General features: G+C 73.8%; 11 protein-coding genes. 5 read left to right on the forward strand and 6 right to left on the reverse strand.

Annotation, left to right across the window (positions count from 1 at the left end; genetic code table 11):
• Nucleotides 1-6: 6 nt before the first annotated feature.
• A complete protein-coding gene (xylB, locus tag ACGFZF_RS32670; RefSeq protein ID WP_393560117.1) occupies nucleotides 7-1,494 on the reverse strand; it encodes a xylulokinase in 1,488 nt (495 codons plus the stop codon).
• Nucleotides 1,495-1,671: 177 nt separating this feature from the next.
• Between xylB and xylA the strand changes: the two genes are divergently transcribed.
• Nucleotides 1,672-2,841, forward strand: coding sequence for a xylose isomerase (gene xylA / locus ACGFZF_RS32675; protein ID WP_393560119.1), 1,170 nt, complete (start codon nucleotides 1,672-1,674; stop codon nucleotides 2,839-2,841).
• A gap of 189 nt (nucleotides 2,842-3,030) precedes the next feature.
• Here xylA and ACGFZF_RS32680 read toward each other — a convergent pair whose 3' ends face one another.
• Together ACGFZF_RS32680 and ACGFZF_RS32685 are read right to left on the reverse strand one after the other, a co-directional pair.
• Nucleotides 3,031-4,059, reverse strand: a complete 1,029-nt coding sequence (locus ACGFZF_RS32680; RefSeq protein WP_393560121.1) for a LacI family DNA-binding transcriptional regulator — start codon at nucleotides 4,057-4,059, stop codon at nucleotides 3,031-3,033.
• Between the two features lie 114 nt (nucleotides 4,060-4,173).
• Nucleotides 4,174-4,506 (reverse strand): putative quinol monooxygenase, encoded by a 333-nt coding sequence (locus ACGFZF_RS32685; protein ID WP_393560124.1) that lies wholly within the window; start codon nucleotides 4,504-4,506, stop codon nucleotides 4,174-4,176.
• 127 nt (nucleotides 4,507-4,633) lie between these two features.
• Between ACGFZF_RS32685 and ACGFZF_RS32690 the strand changes: the two genes are divergently transcribed.
• Nucleotides 4,634-6,460 carry a VanW family protein gene (locus ACGFZF_RS32690; protein WP_393560125.1) on the forward strand — a complete coding sequence of 609 codons (1,827 nt, stop codon included), beginning with the start codon at nucleotides 4,634-4,636 and terminating at the stop codon, nucleotides 6,458-6,460.
• Here ACGFZF_RS32690 and ACGFZF_RS32695 read toward each other — a convergent pair.
• Entirely contained in the window at nucleotides 6,408-7,262 is an 855-nt protein-coding gene (locus tag ACGFZF_RS32695; RefSeq protein ID WP_393560127.1) for a ketose-bisphosphate aldolase, read from the reverse strand. The genes ACGFZF_RS32690 and ACGFZF_RS32695 overlap by 53 nt on opposite strands.
• On the reverse strand, nucleotides 7,262-8,287 hold the full coding sequence (locus ACGFZF_RS32700; RefSeq protein WP_393560129.1) for an SIS domain-containing protein: 1,026 nt from the start codon (nucleotides 8,285-8,287) through the stop codon (nucleotides 7,262-7,264). The genes ACGFZF_RS32695 and ACGFZF_RS32700 overlap by 1 nt, the downstream gene beginning before the upstream one ends.
• Nucleotides 8,288-8,480: 193 nt before the next feature.
• Between ACGFZF_RS32700 and ACGFZF_RS32705 the strand changes: the two genes are divergently transcribed.
• Nucleotides 8,481-9,284 carry a DeoR/GlpR family DNA-binding transcription regulator gene (locus tag ACGFZF_RS32705; RefSeq protein WP_393560131.1) on the forward strand — a complete coding sequence of 268 codons (804 nt, stop codon included), beginning with the start codon at nucleotides 8,481-8,483 and terminating at the stop codon, nucleotides 9,282-9,284.
• 141 nt (nucleotides 9,285-9,425) lie between these two features.
• Here ACGFZF_RS32705 and ACGFZF_RS32710 read toward each other — a convergent pair whose 3' ends face one another.
• Nucleotides 9,426-11,489, reverse strand: coding sequence for a phosphocholine-specific phospholipase C (locus ACGFZF_RS32710; RefSeq protein WP_393560133.1), 2,064 nt, complete (start codon nucleotides 11,487-11,489; stop codon nucleotides 9,426-9,428).
• A gap of 392 nt (nucleotides 11,490-11,881) precedes the next feature.
• Here ACGFZF_RS32710 and ACGFZF_RS32715 point away from each other — a divergent pair, with 392 nt between their 5' ends.
• Nucleotides 11,882-13,522 carry a protein kinase gene (locus ACGFZF_RS32715; protein ID WP_393560135.1) on the forward strand — a complete coding sequence of 547 codons (1,641 nt, stop codon included), beginning with the start codon at nucleotides 11,882-11,884 and terminating at the stop codon, nucleotides 13,520-13,522.
• Entirely contained in the window at nucleotides 13,519-14,301 is a 783-nt protein-coding gene (locus ACGFZF_RS32720) for a hypothetical protein (protein WP_393560137.1), read from the forward strand. Before ACGFZF_RS32715 ends, ACGFZF_RS32720 begins: the two co-directional genes overlap by 4 nt.
• Nucleotides 14,302-14,317 lie beyond the last annotated feature (16 nt).

Here is a 14,317-nt window from a genome sequence, read left to right on the forward strand (position 1 = left end):
TCCGGATCACCCGGCCGACGGGCGCATGAACGGTCCCGCACCGTCCAGGACCCCCGCGATCCGGTCCCAGGTCCCGCGGTCCCGCGGCAGCGCCGGCAGGACGGTGCCGCGGCCCGTTCCCCAGGCGTCGGCCAGCGCGACCGGGTCGCCGCCGCCGGCCGCTCCGGCCGCGAGCGCCGCCGCTCCCAGGGCGACGAGTTCGGTCTCCGCCGGGACGACCAGCGAGCGTCCCGAGAGCCGGCGGACGGTGTCGCGCCACACCCGGCCCTGGGCTCCGCCGCCGACGAGGCGCAGCGGGCGATCGGCCACGGCGGGGTCCGCGGGATCCTGGCCGCACGAGGTGAGGAGCTCGTCCAGGGCCCGCAGGACGGTGAAGGCAGCGCCCTCGTAGGCCGCCCCGAGGATGGCGCCCGGGGTCGTGGTGTGCCGCAGCCCGGTGAGCAGGCCGGTGGCGTGCGGCAGGTCGGGGGTGCGTTCGCCGTCGAGGTACGGCAGGACGACCACGCCGTCACCCGGCAGGGCATCCTCCCGGTCGAGGCCCAGGAGCCGGGCGAACCGGTCCACGGCCTGGGTGCAGTTGAGGGTGCAGCCGAGCGGGAGGTACGTCCCGTCGGCGGCGGCGAACCCGGCAAGGCTCGGGGCGGCCGGGCGGGTCCGGGTCGCGGCGAACACGGTGCCGGAGGTGCCGAGGCTGACGACCGGGTGGTCGAGCAGCCCGCCCTCGCCGAGACCGAGGCCCACCGCCGCAGCCATGTTGTCACCGGTGCCGGCGGCGACGGCGACGCTCTCGGGCAGGCCGAGTGCGTGGGCGGCCGCCGGCGTGAGGGTGCCGACGCGCGTGGCGCCGGTGGGAGCCACCGTCGGGAGCAGGGCGGGGTCGAGGCCGAGGAGATCGAGCAGCACCGGGTCGTAGGCGTGGTCGGCGGTGGAGTACCAGCAGGTGCCGGAGGCGTCGCCGGGGTCGGTCGCGGCGACGCCGGTCAGCCGCTCGGTGAGGAAGTCGTGCGGCAGCCGGACTCCGGCGGCCGCGGCGGCGGTGGCGGGTTCGTGGGCCCGCAGCCATTCCCACTTGGCGGCGGTCATCGCGGCGACCGGAACCGAGCCGGCGCGTTCCAGCCAGGCGCCCGGTCCGCCGAGCGCCTCGGTGAGGGCGGCGGCCTGCGGGGCGGAGCGGGTGTCGTTCCAGAGCAGCGCCGCCCGCAGGGGACCGCCCGCCGCGTCGAGCACGACGAGGCCGTGCTGCTGACCGGCGACGGCGATCCCCACGACGTCACCCGCCGGCACGCCCGACTCCTTCAGGCCGCGGCCGACCGCCTCCCGCAGCGCCGACCACCACTGCTCGGGGTCGCTCTCGCGCGCGCCGTCGGTGCCGGTGACCGTGTGCGGGGCCCGGCCGACGGCGAGCAGCGCGCCGGTGACGGAGTCGACCACGGCCGCCTTGGTGGACTGTGTGGAACTGTCCACGCCGATCACCACGGGGTTCTGCACGGGCATGGATGCCGCCTCTCCTGTCGATGGTGCGCCGTCGCACCGGTCCGGATCCCGTAGGCCGGCCGACGGGATCCGGACCGTCGGATCCCGATTCCCTCTGGCGCGGACGCGCCCTGGTGCCGTATTAGTTATCACAGAAAACAAATCGGTCGCCCAGACCCCGAACGAGAGGACCGGACCATGCCCGCCCCCTTCGTACCCGCCCCCGAGGACCGGTTCACCTTCGGCCTGTGGACCGTCGGCTGGCAGGGCCGCGATCCCTTCGGCGACGCCACCCGCCCGGCCCTCGACCCCGTCGAGTCGGTCGAGCGCCTGGCCGGCCTCGGCGCGTACGGCGTGACGTTCCACGACGACGACCTCATCCCGTTCGAGGCCTCCGAGGCCGAGCGCGAGACGGCGGTCAAGCGCTTCCGGGCCGCGCTGGAGCGCACCGGCCTGAAGGTGCCGATGGCCACGACCAACCTGTTCACGCACCCCGTCTTCAAGGACGGCGGCTTCACGGCCAACGACCGCGAGGTACGCCGCTTCGCGCTGCGCAAGACGATCCGCAACATCGACCTGGCCGTCGAGCTGGGCGCCACCACCTACGTCGCGTGGGGCGGCCGCGAGGGCGCCGAGTCCGGCGCGGCGAAGGACGTCCAGGTCGCCCTCGACCGGATGAAGGAGGCCTTCGACCTGCTCGGCCAGTACGTCACCGAGCAGGGCTACGACCTGCGCTTCGCGATCGAGCCCAAGCCGAACGAGCCGCGTGGCGACATCCTGCTGCCGACGATCGGACACGCCCTCGCCTTCATCGAGCGCCTGGAACGCCCGGAGCTGGTCGGCGTGAACCCGGAGACGGGCCACGAGCAGATGGCCGGCCTCAACTTCCCGCACGGCATCGCGCAGGCGCTGTGGGCGGGCAAGCTGTTCCACATCGACCTCAACGGCCAGTCCGGGATCAAGTACGACCAGGACTTCCGCTTCGGGGCCGGAGACCTGCGGCAGGCGTTCTGGCTGGTGGACCTGCTGGAGTCGGCCGGGTACGAGGGACCGCGGCACTTCGACTTCAAGCCCGTCCGGACCGACGGGTTCGACGGCGTCTGGGAGTCCGCGAAGAACTGCATGCGCAACTACCTGATCCTCAAGGACCGCGCGGCCGCCTTCCGCGCCGACGCCGAGGTCCGGCAGGCGCTGGCGGCCTCCCGGCTGCCCGAGCTCGCGGTCCCCACGGCGGCCGACGGTCTGGCCGCCCTCCTCGCGGACCGGTCCGCGTACGAGGACTTCGACGCGACGGCGGTGGCCGAGCGGTCTCTCGCCTTCGAGCACCTGGACCAGCTGGCCCTGGAGCACCTGCTCGCGGTGCGCTGACCAGCGCCGCCCTCAGGGACGTCCTCCCGACCGGCCCGGCACGCCGGGAGCCCGGCAGGACACCCCTCGGGACCGGTCGGGGCGTCGGGTGGATCCCCACCCCGGACGCCCGATCGGGCCGGCGCGACCTCGCTCCGGCCCTGCCCCGGCCCCCCGCGCCTCGTCCGGACCCCTCCCGTCCCGCTGCGGTCAGGACGAGGCGCGGACCACCAGCTCCGTCGGCAGCACGCGGCGGGGCTGCTCGGCGGACTCCTGCGCGATCTCCTGCAACAGCAGGCGCGCCATGGTGCGGCCCATCTCCTCGATCGGCTGGCGCACGCTCGTCAGCGGCGGGTCCATGTGCCGGGCCACCGCCGAGTCGTCCACCCCGACCAGCGCCACGTCCTCGGGGACCCGGCGGCCGGCCTCCCGCAGCACGGACCGCGCGCCGGCCGCCATCACGTCGGAGGCGGCGAAGACCGCGTCCAGGTCCGGGTTCCGCTCCAGCAGGTCGCGCATCGCCAGCCGGCCGCCCTCCTCCGTGAAGTCGCCGGTCGCCACCAGCGACTCGTCGGGCGTCAGGCCGGCCTCCGTCAGACCGGCCCGGTAGCCGTCGAGGCGGCAGCGGGCCACGTACATGTCGAGCGGACCGGTGATGGTCGCGATGCGGCGCCGGCCCCGGCCGGCCAGGTGGGCGACGGCGGAGCGGCCGGCGCCGATGTTGTCGGAGTCGACGAACGCCACCGGCTCCTCCTCGGACCGGCGTCCGTTGAGCACGGCGGGCAGCCCCAGCATCCGCACCTGGTCGGGCAACGGGTCCTCGCGGTGCACGGACACCAGCAGCACGCCGTCGACGCGCTGGGCGGCGAGATAGTGCTCGAAGCGCTGCCGCTCCTTGTCGTCACGGATCAGCGTGAGCAGCAACTGCTTGTCGGCATCGGCGAGTTCGACGCTGACGCCGCGGATGATGTCGAGGAAGTACGGCTCGGTGAAGAGTCGGGCCTCGGTCTCGGGGATCACCAGGGCGACCGCGTCGGTACGGCTGCCGGCCAGCGCCCGCGCCGCCCGGTTGGGGACGTACCCGAGCTCGGCGACGGCCCGCTCGACGGCCTTCCTCGCCTGGTCGCTCACCCGGGGCGAGCCGTTGATCACCCGCGAGACCGTGCCACGGCCCACCCCGGCCCTGGCCGCGACCTCCTCCAGGGTCGGCCTGCCGGTCTGCCGTCCGCTCCCCACCATCTGCCGTCTCCCCTCACGTTCCGGTGTGCCGCTGACCCTATCCCGATGGGAGCGCTCCCATGATCCTCTCGCCGTCGACCCGCCCCGGCCCGGGTCGGGCGCCGGGCGCCCTGGTCAGGGGTTGCTCCGTGGGGCGAGTTCGGCCATGGCACCCCACCCCTGCCCGGGCACCTCGACGTTGATGATCTCGGGCGTCGCGGCGATCGCGCCCGCCATGGCGTCGAGCCCCGCCGCGAAGTGGTCGGAGGCGACGTGGGCGGCGCCCGCCTCGGCGTCGGCGAAAGCCTCCAGGAGGACGTACACGTGCGGGTCGTCCACACTGCGCGACCAGTCGAAGAAGAGGTTCCCCGGCTCCGCACGGGTGGCCCGGGTGAAGTCGGCCACGAGCTCGAGCCAGGAGTCGGCGGCCTCGGGGCGGGCGGTGAAGCGTACGGCGATGAAAATCATGCCTCCAGCCTGGGCCCGCCGGGGCGGCGGGGCCAGCGGACGACCGGCGGGACAGGCGTACGACCCGATGGGATGACACTCACATTTCCGACAGATCTCACCCTGTTGGGCGTATTCTCGTCCGGGTATGTCCCGCCCGTCCCGATCCTCGAACGCAAACGGAGGCCGTGTGCGCCGCCCCTTCAACGACGTCGACACGACCACCTCGCACCCTTCGGGACGGCGCAGCCGCACACGGATCGCGGTCCTGGTCGCCGCGGCCGCCGTCGCCGCCGGCGGGGGCCTGTACATCGCCGGCCTCGTGGCCGCGGGGGACGACATATCCCAGGGCACAACGGTGGCCGGCGTGGACATCGGGGGGATGAGCCGCGCCGAGGCCCAGTCGAGACTGGACGCCGCCGCCCCCGACTCCTGGACACGCGCCATACCGATACGGGTCGGCGACAGCGCCGGCACGGTCCCCCCCGGAACCGTCGGCCTGCGGGTCGACACCGCGAAGACCGCCGAACGGGCCGCCGACTCCTCGCGTGACCCGGTGACGGTGATCGGCCGCCTCTTCTCCTCCGGCGAACGGGCCGTCGAGCCGGTCGTCGCCTTCGACCAGGGACGCGCCGCGGAGGGCCTGACGGCCGCCTCGCGGACCTACGACCGCGAGAAGGCCGAGGGCGCCGTCTCCTTCAAGGCCGGCAAGGCCGTGGTGGCCGAGGCGCGCACCGGGCAGAAGCTGGACACCGCCCGGGCCGTGGACGCGCTGCGGAGCGCCTACCCCTCGACCGGCCGGAGCCCGGTGGCGCTGCCGACGGCGGTGTCCCGTCCCACGGTCGGCGAGGCCGAGGTCGCCCGCTTCATGAAGGAGTTCGGTACTCCGGCGATGTCGGGTCCGGTGACCGTGACCGTCGACGGCACACCGCTGCGGATCTCCCCCGCGACGCTCTCCGACCACCTGAAGGTGAAGGCGGACGACCACGGCCGGCTCTCCGCGTCGCTCGACGCGGAGGGGCTCCGGCGCGACCCGGACGTGGCACGTCCGCTCGACGCCCTGGCCACCGGCCCGGTCGAGGCGAAGCTCGGCGTACAGGGCGGTCGCGTGGTGGTCGAGTCCGACGGCCGCGCCGGGCACGAGGTGACCGCCGCGGCACTGGGCGACGCCGTCCGACCCCTGCTGACGAAGACCGGCGACACCGCGCGCACCGCCCCCGTCGCCACCCGGCTGATCCAGCCGGAGCTCACCCGGAAGTCCGTGGCGGAGCTCGGGATCAAGGAGCAGATGTCCAGCTTCACGGTCGAGTTCCCGACCGCGCCCTACCGGACGACCAACATCGGGCGTGCCGTGGAGCTCATCAACGGCTCGGTCGTGAAGCCCGGCGAGGTCTGGAGCTTCAACAAGACCGTCGGCGAACGCACCAAGGCGAACGGCTTCGTGGACGGCACGATGATCCTCGACGGTCAGTACCACTCCGCGCCGGGCGGCGGGGTCTCCGCGGTCGCCACCACGACCTTCAACGCGCTCTTCTTCGCCGGGGTCAAGCCGATCGAGCACGGGGCGCACTCGTTCTACATCGAGCGGTACCCGGCGGGCCGCGAGGCCACGGTCGCCTGGGGTTCGCTCGACCTGAAGTTCCGCAACGACTCCGGGCACGGCATCTACATCTCGGCGCGTGCCACCGACCACTCGGTGACCGTCAGCTTCCTCGGCACCAAGAAGTACGACCGTGTGGAGGCCGTCGAAGGCCCCCACACCAAGCTCACGAAGCCGGCGGAACGCAAGGGCACGGGCGAGAAGTGCGAGCCGCAGACCCCGCTGGAGGGCTTCGACGTCTCGGTGGACCGCGTGTTCCACAAGGGCGGGGCGGAGGTCGGGCGGGAGACCTTCCACACGCACTACACCCCGCGCGACCGCGTCACGTGTGAAGAAGCGGCGCCTCAGCCGCCAGTATCCCGAGCAGGTGAGTGACGGCGTCCGCGACGGCCGTGCGGGCAGGACCGAGGTAGCGGCGGGGGTCGACGGTGTCGGCGTGTTCCGCCAGGTGGACCCGTACGGCCCGGGTGAACGCCTTGTTCAGGTGTGTGGAGACGTTCACCTTCGTCATCCCGGCGTTGACCGCCCAGCTGAGGTCCACGTCCCCGACGCCCGACGAGCCGTGCAGGACGAGGGGCACCGGCACGGTGTCCCTCAGTCGTGACACGAGGGCGAAGTCGAGGACCGCGTCCCGGGTGAGCATCGCGTGCGAGCTGCCCACGGCGACGGCCAGGGCGTCGACGGCGGTGGCGGCCACGAAGTCCCGCGCCTCGTCGGGATCGGTGCGCACTCCGGGGGCGTGCGCACCGTCCTTGCCGCCCACCTCGCCGAGTTCGGCCTCCACCCAGACGTCGTGACGATGGCAGTACGCCGTCGTCTCGCGCGTCGCGGCGACATTCTCCTCGTACGGAAGCTTCGAGGCGTCGAACATGACGGAGCCGAATCCGAGCCGGACGGCTTCGTGGACGAGCTCGGGCTCCTCGGCGTGGTCCAGGTGGACGGCGACCGGGACGCTCGCGCGGCGCGCCGTGGCGAGGGTGGCGAGCGCGATCGGCTCCAGGGAGCCGTGGTAGCGGGCGGTGTTCTCGCTGATCTGCAGGATCACGGAGCGGCCGGCCGCCTCGGCGCCGGCGACGATGGCCTGCGCGTGCTCGATCTGGACGACGTTGAAGGCGCCGGCGCCGATTCCGGCCTCGCGCGCCCCGAGGACGATCTCGCCGGTGGGGACGAGCGGCATCAGGCGCCCTCTCCGGCGGGCACGGAGAGGACCACGGACCGGGTGAGGTTGCGGGGCCGGTCCGGGTCCTGTCCCTGGGCCTCGGCAAGCAGGACGGCGAGCCGCTGGGCCCGGACGAGGTCGGCGAGCGGATCGAGGGCGCGGGGCGCGAACGGATCACTGTCGTCCGCGCCGGAACCCGAGCCGGAGCCGGAACCCGAGCCCGCGCCCGAGCCCGCGCCCGAATCCGCGACGAGCGTGCCGCCGACGCGGGCGACGTCGTCGGCGAGCCCGGCGGGTACCGGTCCGAACACCCAGGCCACCCGACCGGGTCCGGTGATGCTGATCGGCCCGTGCCGGTACTCCATCGCCGGGTACGCCTCGGTCCAGGCTCCGGCGGCCTCCCGCATCTTCAGCCCGGCCTCCAGCGCCAGGCCGTAGGTCCAGCCGGTACCCAGGAAGGTGAACTGCTCGGCGTCCGTGACGGCGTCGGCCAGTGGTTCGGCGACGGCGCGTTCGGCGTCATCGGCGGCCTGCGCCACGGTGCGGACGCCGGCCGGGAGCGCGTCCTCGGCCTCCAGGTGCGCGCGGAGCAGGGCGAGCGCGGTGGTGGCGAACCGGGTCTGCACCACCGACTCCTCGTCGGCGAAGTCCAGGACCGCGACGGCGTCGGCCGCCGTCATCACGGGGGTGGCCGGGTCGGCGGTGAGGGCGCCGGTGACGGCGGTGCCCCGGACCTTGGCGAGCAGGTCGAGGACCTCGGTCGTGGTTCCCGAGCGCGTGATGGCAAGGATCCGGTCGTAGTCGCGGCCCAGGGGGAACTCGGAGGCGGCGAAGGCGTCGGTCTCGCCGTGCCCGCCGCTCTCCCGCAGCTGCGCGTAGGCCTGGGCGACGAACCAGGAGGTGCCGCAGCCGACCACGGCGACCCGCTCGCCGCGCACGGGAAGAGCGGCGCGGTGACGGGGAAGGGTGTCGGCGGCCTCACGCCAGCAGGCGGGCTGGGACGCGATCTCGACGGCGGTGCGGGAGGGACCCGTGGTGGGCACGTGCGGCTCCTTCACAGAGTGAGTCATGCTTGCTTGTGCGTGAAACAGCAGACTTTCAAGCACTTCCGAGCATCATTATGATGCGCAGTATCCATCAGCGAGGGCCCGCGGTCCAGCGTCGCCACTTTGAGGACAGGCGCCCTAGACTCGCGATCCCGCACGGCGTGCGGTGCACCGCCCGGAAGGAATCCCGATGTCGAAGCACGAGCGGTGGAACACGCTCCTCGAACTGCTCGCGGCCACCGGCCGGCTGGAGGTCGAGGAAGCGGCGGCGACCCTCGACGTGTCGCCGGCCACGATCCGCCGGGATCTCGACGAGCTCGCCGAGCAGCGGCTGCTCGTCCGCACCCGTGGCGGCGCCGTCCCCCAGGGCGTCTCCTACGAGCTTCCGCTGCGCTACAAGTCCTCCCGGCACGCCTCCGAGAAGCAGCGGATCGCCGCCGCGGTGGCCGAACTCGTCCACGAGGGCGAGGTGGTGGGTCTCAACGGCGGCACCACGACCACCGATGTGGCGCGCGCTCTCGCGCTGGGCTTCGGCGCGGCGCGGCCCGAGGCGTCCCCCGGCGCGCCGACCGCTCCCGCCCTGACCGTGGTCACCAACGCGCTGAACATCGCCGCCGAACTCGCCGTGCGGCCCCAGATCAAGCTCGTCGTGTCGGGTGGCGTGGCCCGGCCCCAGACGTACGAACTCGTCGGCCCGCTCGCCGCCGGGGTGCTCGGCGAGGTGGTGCTCGACGTCGTCGTCCTCGGCGTCGACGGCATCGACCCGGGGCTCGGCATCATGGCGCACCACGAGGACGAGGCGGGCATCAGCCGGCTCTTCGCCGAGCGGGCGAGCCGGGTCGTCGTGGTCGCCGACGCCTCGAAGATGGGGCGGCGCGCCTTCGCCCGGATCTGCGGACTCGACCGGGTGGACGTCCTGGTGACGGACACGGCGATCCCCTCGGAGGCGGTGCGGCAGCTCACGGACGCCGGGGTGAAGGTCGTCACCGTCTGACCGCCCGCACCGTCATGCCCGCCGCTCCCACCCGGTCGTCGGGCCCCCTCCCCCGCTCCGGCCCCGGAAAGGTGTCCCGCCGGTCGTGCCGGCCGGCGAAGGCTCGGCGTGATCGGCGGGACACCTCCCGGGGCGCCCGGCTCAGCCGGTGGCGATGCCCGGGTCGCTGACGCCCACGGCGCCGTTCTCCACGTGACCCGCGAAGCGGCGCAGGAAGGTGGCGGCCCGGTCGGAGACCACCGACACGTCGTACCAGCGACCGCTGCCGCGCAGGTCGACCGTGTGCCGGACCGTGGCGCCCTTCGCCACCTTGAAGGTCTGCGACCCGCCGCCGTACGCGGCGGCGCGGGTGACGGTCAGGTTGACGTCGACGGCGCCCGGGTTGGTCAGGGTCAGCACCAGGTTGCCGCTGACCGCGTCGTGCCGCGCCGTCACCTCCGGGCCGGCCGTCGTGCCGGGGCCGCGGAAGGTGCGCAGGAACCCGCCGGGGCCGGTCACCGTCAGGTCGTAGACCCCCTTGGAGTACGCGGAGTTCCAGGTGTCCGAGACGGTCTTGCCGGGCCCGGCCGTGTACGTCCACGGCCCGTCCGTGCGGACCGGCGCCGTGACGTGGAAGAACGCGCCCGCCCTGGCGCCGGCGCCGAACGTGAGGGTGTAGCGGCCGGTGGAGGGGGTGGCCGAGCCGTCGACGACCAGCTCGTACGGCAGCGCCCGGGTGGGCCGCGTGCCGCGCTCCTGCACCGGCAGGGCCGGCTTGGCCGGCGGCTTCGGGACGTAGCTGGGGTGCCGGTCGCCGTCCGGCGGCCGGTAGCCCGCGGTGTCGGGCAGCGCCACCGGGGCGGTGTCCTCGCGCCCGAAGTCGAAGGCCGAGGTCAGGTCGCCGCAGATCGCCCTGCGCCAGGGCGAGATGTGCGGCTCGGCCACACCGAAGCGTCGTTCCATGAAGCGGATGACCGAGGTGTGGTCGAAGACCTCGGAGCAGACGTAACCGCCCCTGCTCCAGGGGGAGACGACGAGCATCGGGACCCGCTGGCCGAGTCCGTACGGTCCGGCGGCGTAGCGGGCGTCGCCGGGGAAGTGGTCCAGGGAGGTGTCGACGGTGGACAGCCCCTGGGCGGCCGAGGCCGGCGGGTAGGGCGGGACGACGTGGTCGAAGTAGCCGTCGTTCTCGTCGTAGGTGATGAACAGGGCGGTCCTGCTCCACACCTCGGGGTCGGAGGTCAGCGCGTCGAGGACCTGGGCGATGTACCAGGCGCCGTAGTTCGCGGGCCAGTTGGGGTGCTCGGAGAAGGCCTCCGGAGCGGCGATCCAGGACACCTGGGGCAGGGTGCCCGCGGCGACGTCGGCGCGCAGGACGTCGAAGAGCCCGTCGCCGTTCTTGGCGTTGGTGCCGGTGCGGGCCTTGTCGTACAGGGGGTCGCCGGGCTGGGCGTTGCGGTAGTTGTCGAAGTACAGCAGCGAGTTGTCGCCGTAGTTGCCGCGGTAGGCGTCCTCGATCCAGCCCCAGGACCCGGCGGCGTTCAGCCCGTCGCCGACGTCCTGGTAGACCTTCCACGAGATCCCGGCCTGCTCCAGGCGTTCGGGGTACGTCGTCCAGCCGTAGCCCGCCTCGTCGTTGCCGAGCACGGGACCGCCGCCCGTGCGGTCGTTGCCCGTGTGGCCGGTCCACAGGTAGTAGCGATTGGGGTCGGTCGCCCCGATGAAGGAGCAGTGGTAGGCGTCGCACACGGTGAACGCGTCGGCCAGCGCGTAGTGGAACGGGATGTCGCCGCGGTCCAGGTACGCCATGGTGCCCGAGGACTTCGCGGGTATCCACTGGTCGTACCGGCCGTTGTTCCATGCCTTGTGGCCGCCGGCCCAGTCGTGGTTCAGCCCCGCGATGAACTGCATGCCGAGGTCCGCGGCCGTCGGGTGGTAGGGCAGCACCTCCTTGCCGCCGTCCGCCTGGTACCAGACGGGCTTGCCGCCGGGGAGCGTCACGGGGCGGGGGTCGCCGAAGCCGCGGACACCGCGCAGGGTGCCGAAGTAGTGGTCGAAGGAACGGTTCTCCTGCATCAGCACGACGATGTGCTCGACATCGGCGAGAGAGCCGGTGGTGCGGGCGGCGGGGATCGCGGCGGCACGGGCGATGCTGCTGTTCAGGGCCGCGAAACCGGCGGTGGCGCCGGCGATCTGGAGGAAACGGCGCCGATCGAGTTCGGTCATGTGTCTGAGCACCTCTGATGGATTCCGGGGGAACGGTGGTCCGGGCGAGCCCAAGATCAGTGGGGCGGGAGGACGGTGCGTGGCGACGACACGTGGGGGCGCGGTACAGGACGTGAACGGCCGGCCGAACGGGCGCCCGCACACGGCCGGGTTCACCGTAGGGGGACGGCCGGGGGCCGCGGGGGCGGTCGTCGAAGAGTCCATGGAGTCGTACCGGAAGTCCATGCGCGGACGGGGACTTCCCGGGCGGACCGGTTCCCGGACCCGGCCGCGGACCGCACGTCCCGTGTGCCGTACGTCTCCGCGTACTCCCGGCCGTGGACGGGAACCGCACATGTCCGGAAACTGTCCCTCAAGGGGGCGATCGCACCCACGACGCCGAGGGGGCGGGGATGAGCACATGGACGGTCCCGGGGTACACCGAGTCCCGGGAGCTGGGATCCGGCGGCAGCGGACGCGTCGTCCTCGCCGTCCACGACGGGACCGGCATTCCGGTGGCCGTGAAGTACCTCAGTGAGCGGATGCGGTCGGACTCCCGCTTCGTCCGCGACTTCCGGGCGGAGGCCCGGCTGCTGGGGGCGCTGCACTCGCCGTACGTCGTCGGACTGTACGAGTACGTGGAGGCGCCGGGCGGCGCGGCGATCGTGATGGAGCTGGTCGACGGCGTCGCGCTGCGCGCCCTGCTGGCGCGGGAGGGCTCGACCGGGCCGGAGGCGGCGCTCGTCGTCCTGAAGGGATCCCTGCTGGGCCTGGCCGCCGCGCACCGGGCGGGAGTCGTGCACCGCGACTACAAGCCCGAGAACGTGCTGGTCGCGCCGGACGGCTCCTCCAAGCTCGTGGACTTCGGCATCGCCGTGGACGACGGCAGCCGGCCCGGCGTCGCGGGCACGCCCGCCTACATGGCACCGGAGCAGTGGAACGGCGAGCCCGCCTCGCCCGCCGCCGACGTGTACGCGGCGACGGCGACCTTCTTCGAGTGCCTGACCGGGCGCAAGCCGTACTCGGGCGAGAACTTCGCCGAGCTGGCCCTGCAGCACCTCGACGCGCCCGTGCCCGACGACGCCGCGCCCGAGCCGCTGCGCCCGCTGATCCGGCGCGGCCTCGCCAAGCAGCCGGAGGAACGGCCGGGGAACGCGGCGGAGTTCGTCACCGAACTGGAGTCGGCGGCCGTGGCGGCGTACGGAGAGGACTGGGAGGAGCGAGGGCAGCGGAAGCTCGCCGCGCTCGTCGCCCTGCTGCCGCTGCTCCTGCCGTCCGCCGGAGGGGTGGCGGCCGGCACCACGGCCTTCGCCACGACCCGCTTCCACGACGTTCCCCGGCGCCTCGGCCGGTGGACCCTGCGGGGGCTGCCGGCGACCGCGGCGGCACTCGTGCTCGGCCTCCTCATCGCCCTCACCGCGCGCGCCGGCGACGAGGCCCGGGGCGACACCACGGACCGGGCCACGGCCGTCACCACGGCCGTTCCGGTCGCGACACCGGCCGGGGCCGACCCGACGGCCGAGGCACCCGGATCCGCCACCCCGTCGGAGAGCCCGACGGCTCCGAGCGCCGACCCGACCGCCTCCGGCACCGCGGACACCGAGGCGCCGACTCCCACGGACACACCCACGGACGCCCCGACGGACGTGCCGACCACGACCGCACCGGCCACGCCGACCGCGACGGTTCCGACCTCGGAACCCCCCTCGTCGAGTCCGAGCACCCGGCCGGCCGGTGTCCGCTCGGTCTCGGTGACGGGCCTGCGCCAGACCGGCACGAGCACCGCCGAGGCGACGTTCGACGTCACGACCGACGGCACCGGCCCGGTGACCGTGAGCGTCGCCTGGTACACCGGCGACACCAAGGGTGAGCTCGGCGTACCGGACGGCTCCGCGACCTACCGGCGCAGCGGGGCGACCCGCTACGCCCTCACGCTGACGCACGCCTTCCAGGGCGGCGGCTGCTACTGGGGGGTGCGCGCCACGACGAACCCCGTCGCGGCGAACGGCGGTTCCACCCAGCAGATACTGATCAGGCGGTGCGTGATCGGATGAACGATCCCCGGGTCCCCTACGACTCCGAAGAAACGGTCCGCCGGTCGGCGTCCGATCCGGCCGACGGTCCCGCCGGCCTTCCCTCCGACGATCCCTCCGGCCGTCCCGCCGACGGTCCCGCGGCTGGTTCGGCGAGCGGGTCCGCGTCCGGCCCGGAGGCGGGCATCGCGGAGTACAGCGCGACGGTCCTGGGGAGTCACTGGTTCGAGCGCCCGGCGGAGGAGGTCGCGCCGGACCGCGTCGAGGGCGAGGTGCTCCGCTTCGGACCGGGCGTGACGGCCGCCGCGCTCCGGCGCGGGGGCGGTACGTCGACGACGGCCGAGATGATCTGGCACGGCACCCTGCCGGGCGCCGGAGGCGCCGCCCCTCCCCCGCCGCGGCGCAGGCTGCGGGCGCTGAGCCGGTACGCGCTCGCCGCGGTCGTCCTTCTCGCGGTACTCGGCCACCTCGGCTGGCAGCGCTTCGGCCCCGCCGTCTCCGTACACCGGGTGACGGTCGACGCCCCACGGGAGACGCTCGGTTGCGACGCCACGGCGGACGTCGTGGCGGTGCTGGCGACCGACGGGCGCCCGGGCACGATCACCTACCGCTGGGAACGCAGCGACGGGACCACCTCCGGATCGCTCCGCGAGGACGTGACCCGAGGTCAGAAGGAGGCGCGGCTCCACCTGCTGTGGACGTTCCACGGCCAGGGCTCCCACGCGGCGACGGCCACCCTGGTGATCGACTCTCCCGCGGGTTCCACGGCCACGGGCACGTTCCGCTACCGCTGCGGCTGAGCGCGGGGCGGCCGGG

This window comes from Streptomyces sp. NPDC048338 (genome assembly GCF_043201055.1).
Classification (GTDB): Bacteria; Actinomycetota; Actinomycetes; order Streptomycetales; family Streptomycetaceae; genus Streptomyces.

Coding starts and splice junctions, on each gene's coding strand:
- xylB (WP_393560117.1), bottom strand. CDS start 1,494: ATGCCCGTGCAGAACCCCGTGGTGATCGGCGTGGACAGTTCCACACAG.
- xylA (WP_393560119.1), top strand. CDS start 1,672: ATGCCCGCCCCCTTCGTACCCGCCCCCGAGGACCGGTTCACCTTCGGC.
- ACGFZF_RS32680 (WP_393560121.1), bottom strand. CDS start 4,059: ATGGTGGGGAGCGGACGGCAGACCGGCAGGCCGACCCTGGAGGAGGTC.
- ACGFZF_RS32685 (WP_393560124.1), bottom strand. CDS start 4,506: ATGATTTTCATCGCCGTACGCTTCACCGCCCGCCCCGAGGCCGCCGAC.
- ACGFZF_RS32690 (WP_393560125.1), top strand. CDS start 4,634: ATGTCCCGCCCGTCCCGATCCTCGAACGCAAACGGAGGCCGTGTGCGC.
- ACGFZF_RS32695 (WP_393560127.1), bottom strand. CDS start 7,262: ATGCCGCTCGTCCCCACCGGCGAGATCGTCCTCGGGGCGCGCGAGGCC.
- ACGFZF_RS32705 (WP_393560131.1), top strand. CDS start 8,481: ATGTCGAAGCACGAGCGGTGGAACACGCTCCTCGAACTGCTCGCGGCC.
- ACGFZF_RS32710 (WP_393560133.1), bottom strand. CDS start 11,489: ATGACCGAACTCGATCGGCGCCGTTTCCTCCAGATCGCCGGCGCCACC.
- ACGFZF_RS32715 (WP_393560135.1), top strand. CDS start 11,882: ATGAGCACATGGACGGTCCCGGGGTACACCGAGTCCCGGGAGCTGGGA.
- ACGFZF_RS32720 (WP_393560137.1), top strand. CDS start 13,519: ATGAACGATCCCCGGGTCCCCTACGACTCCGAAGAAACGGTCCGCCGG.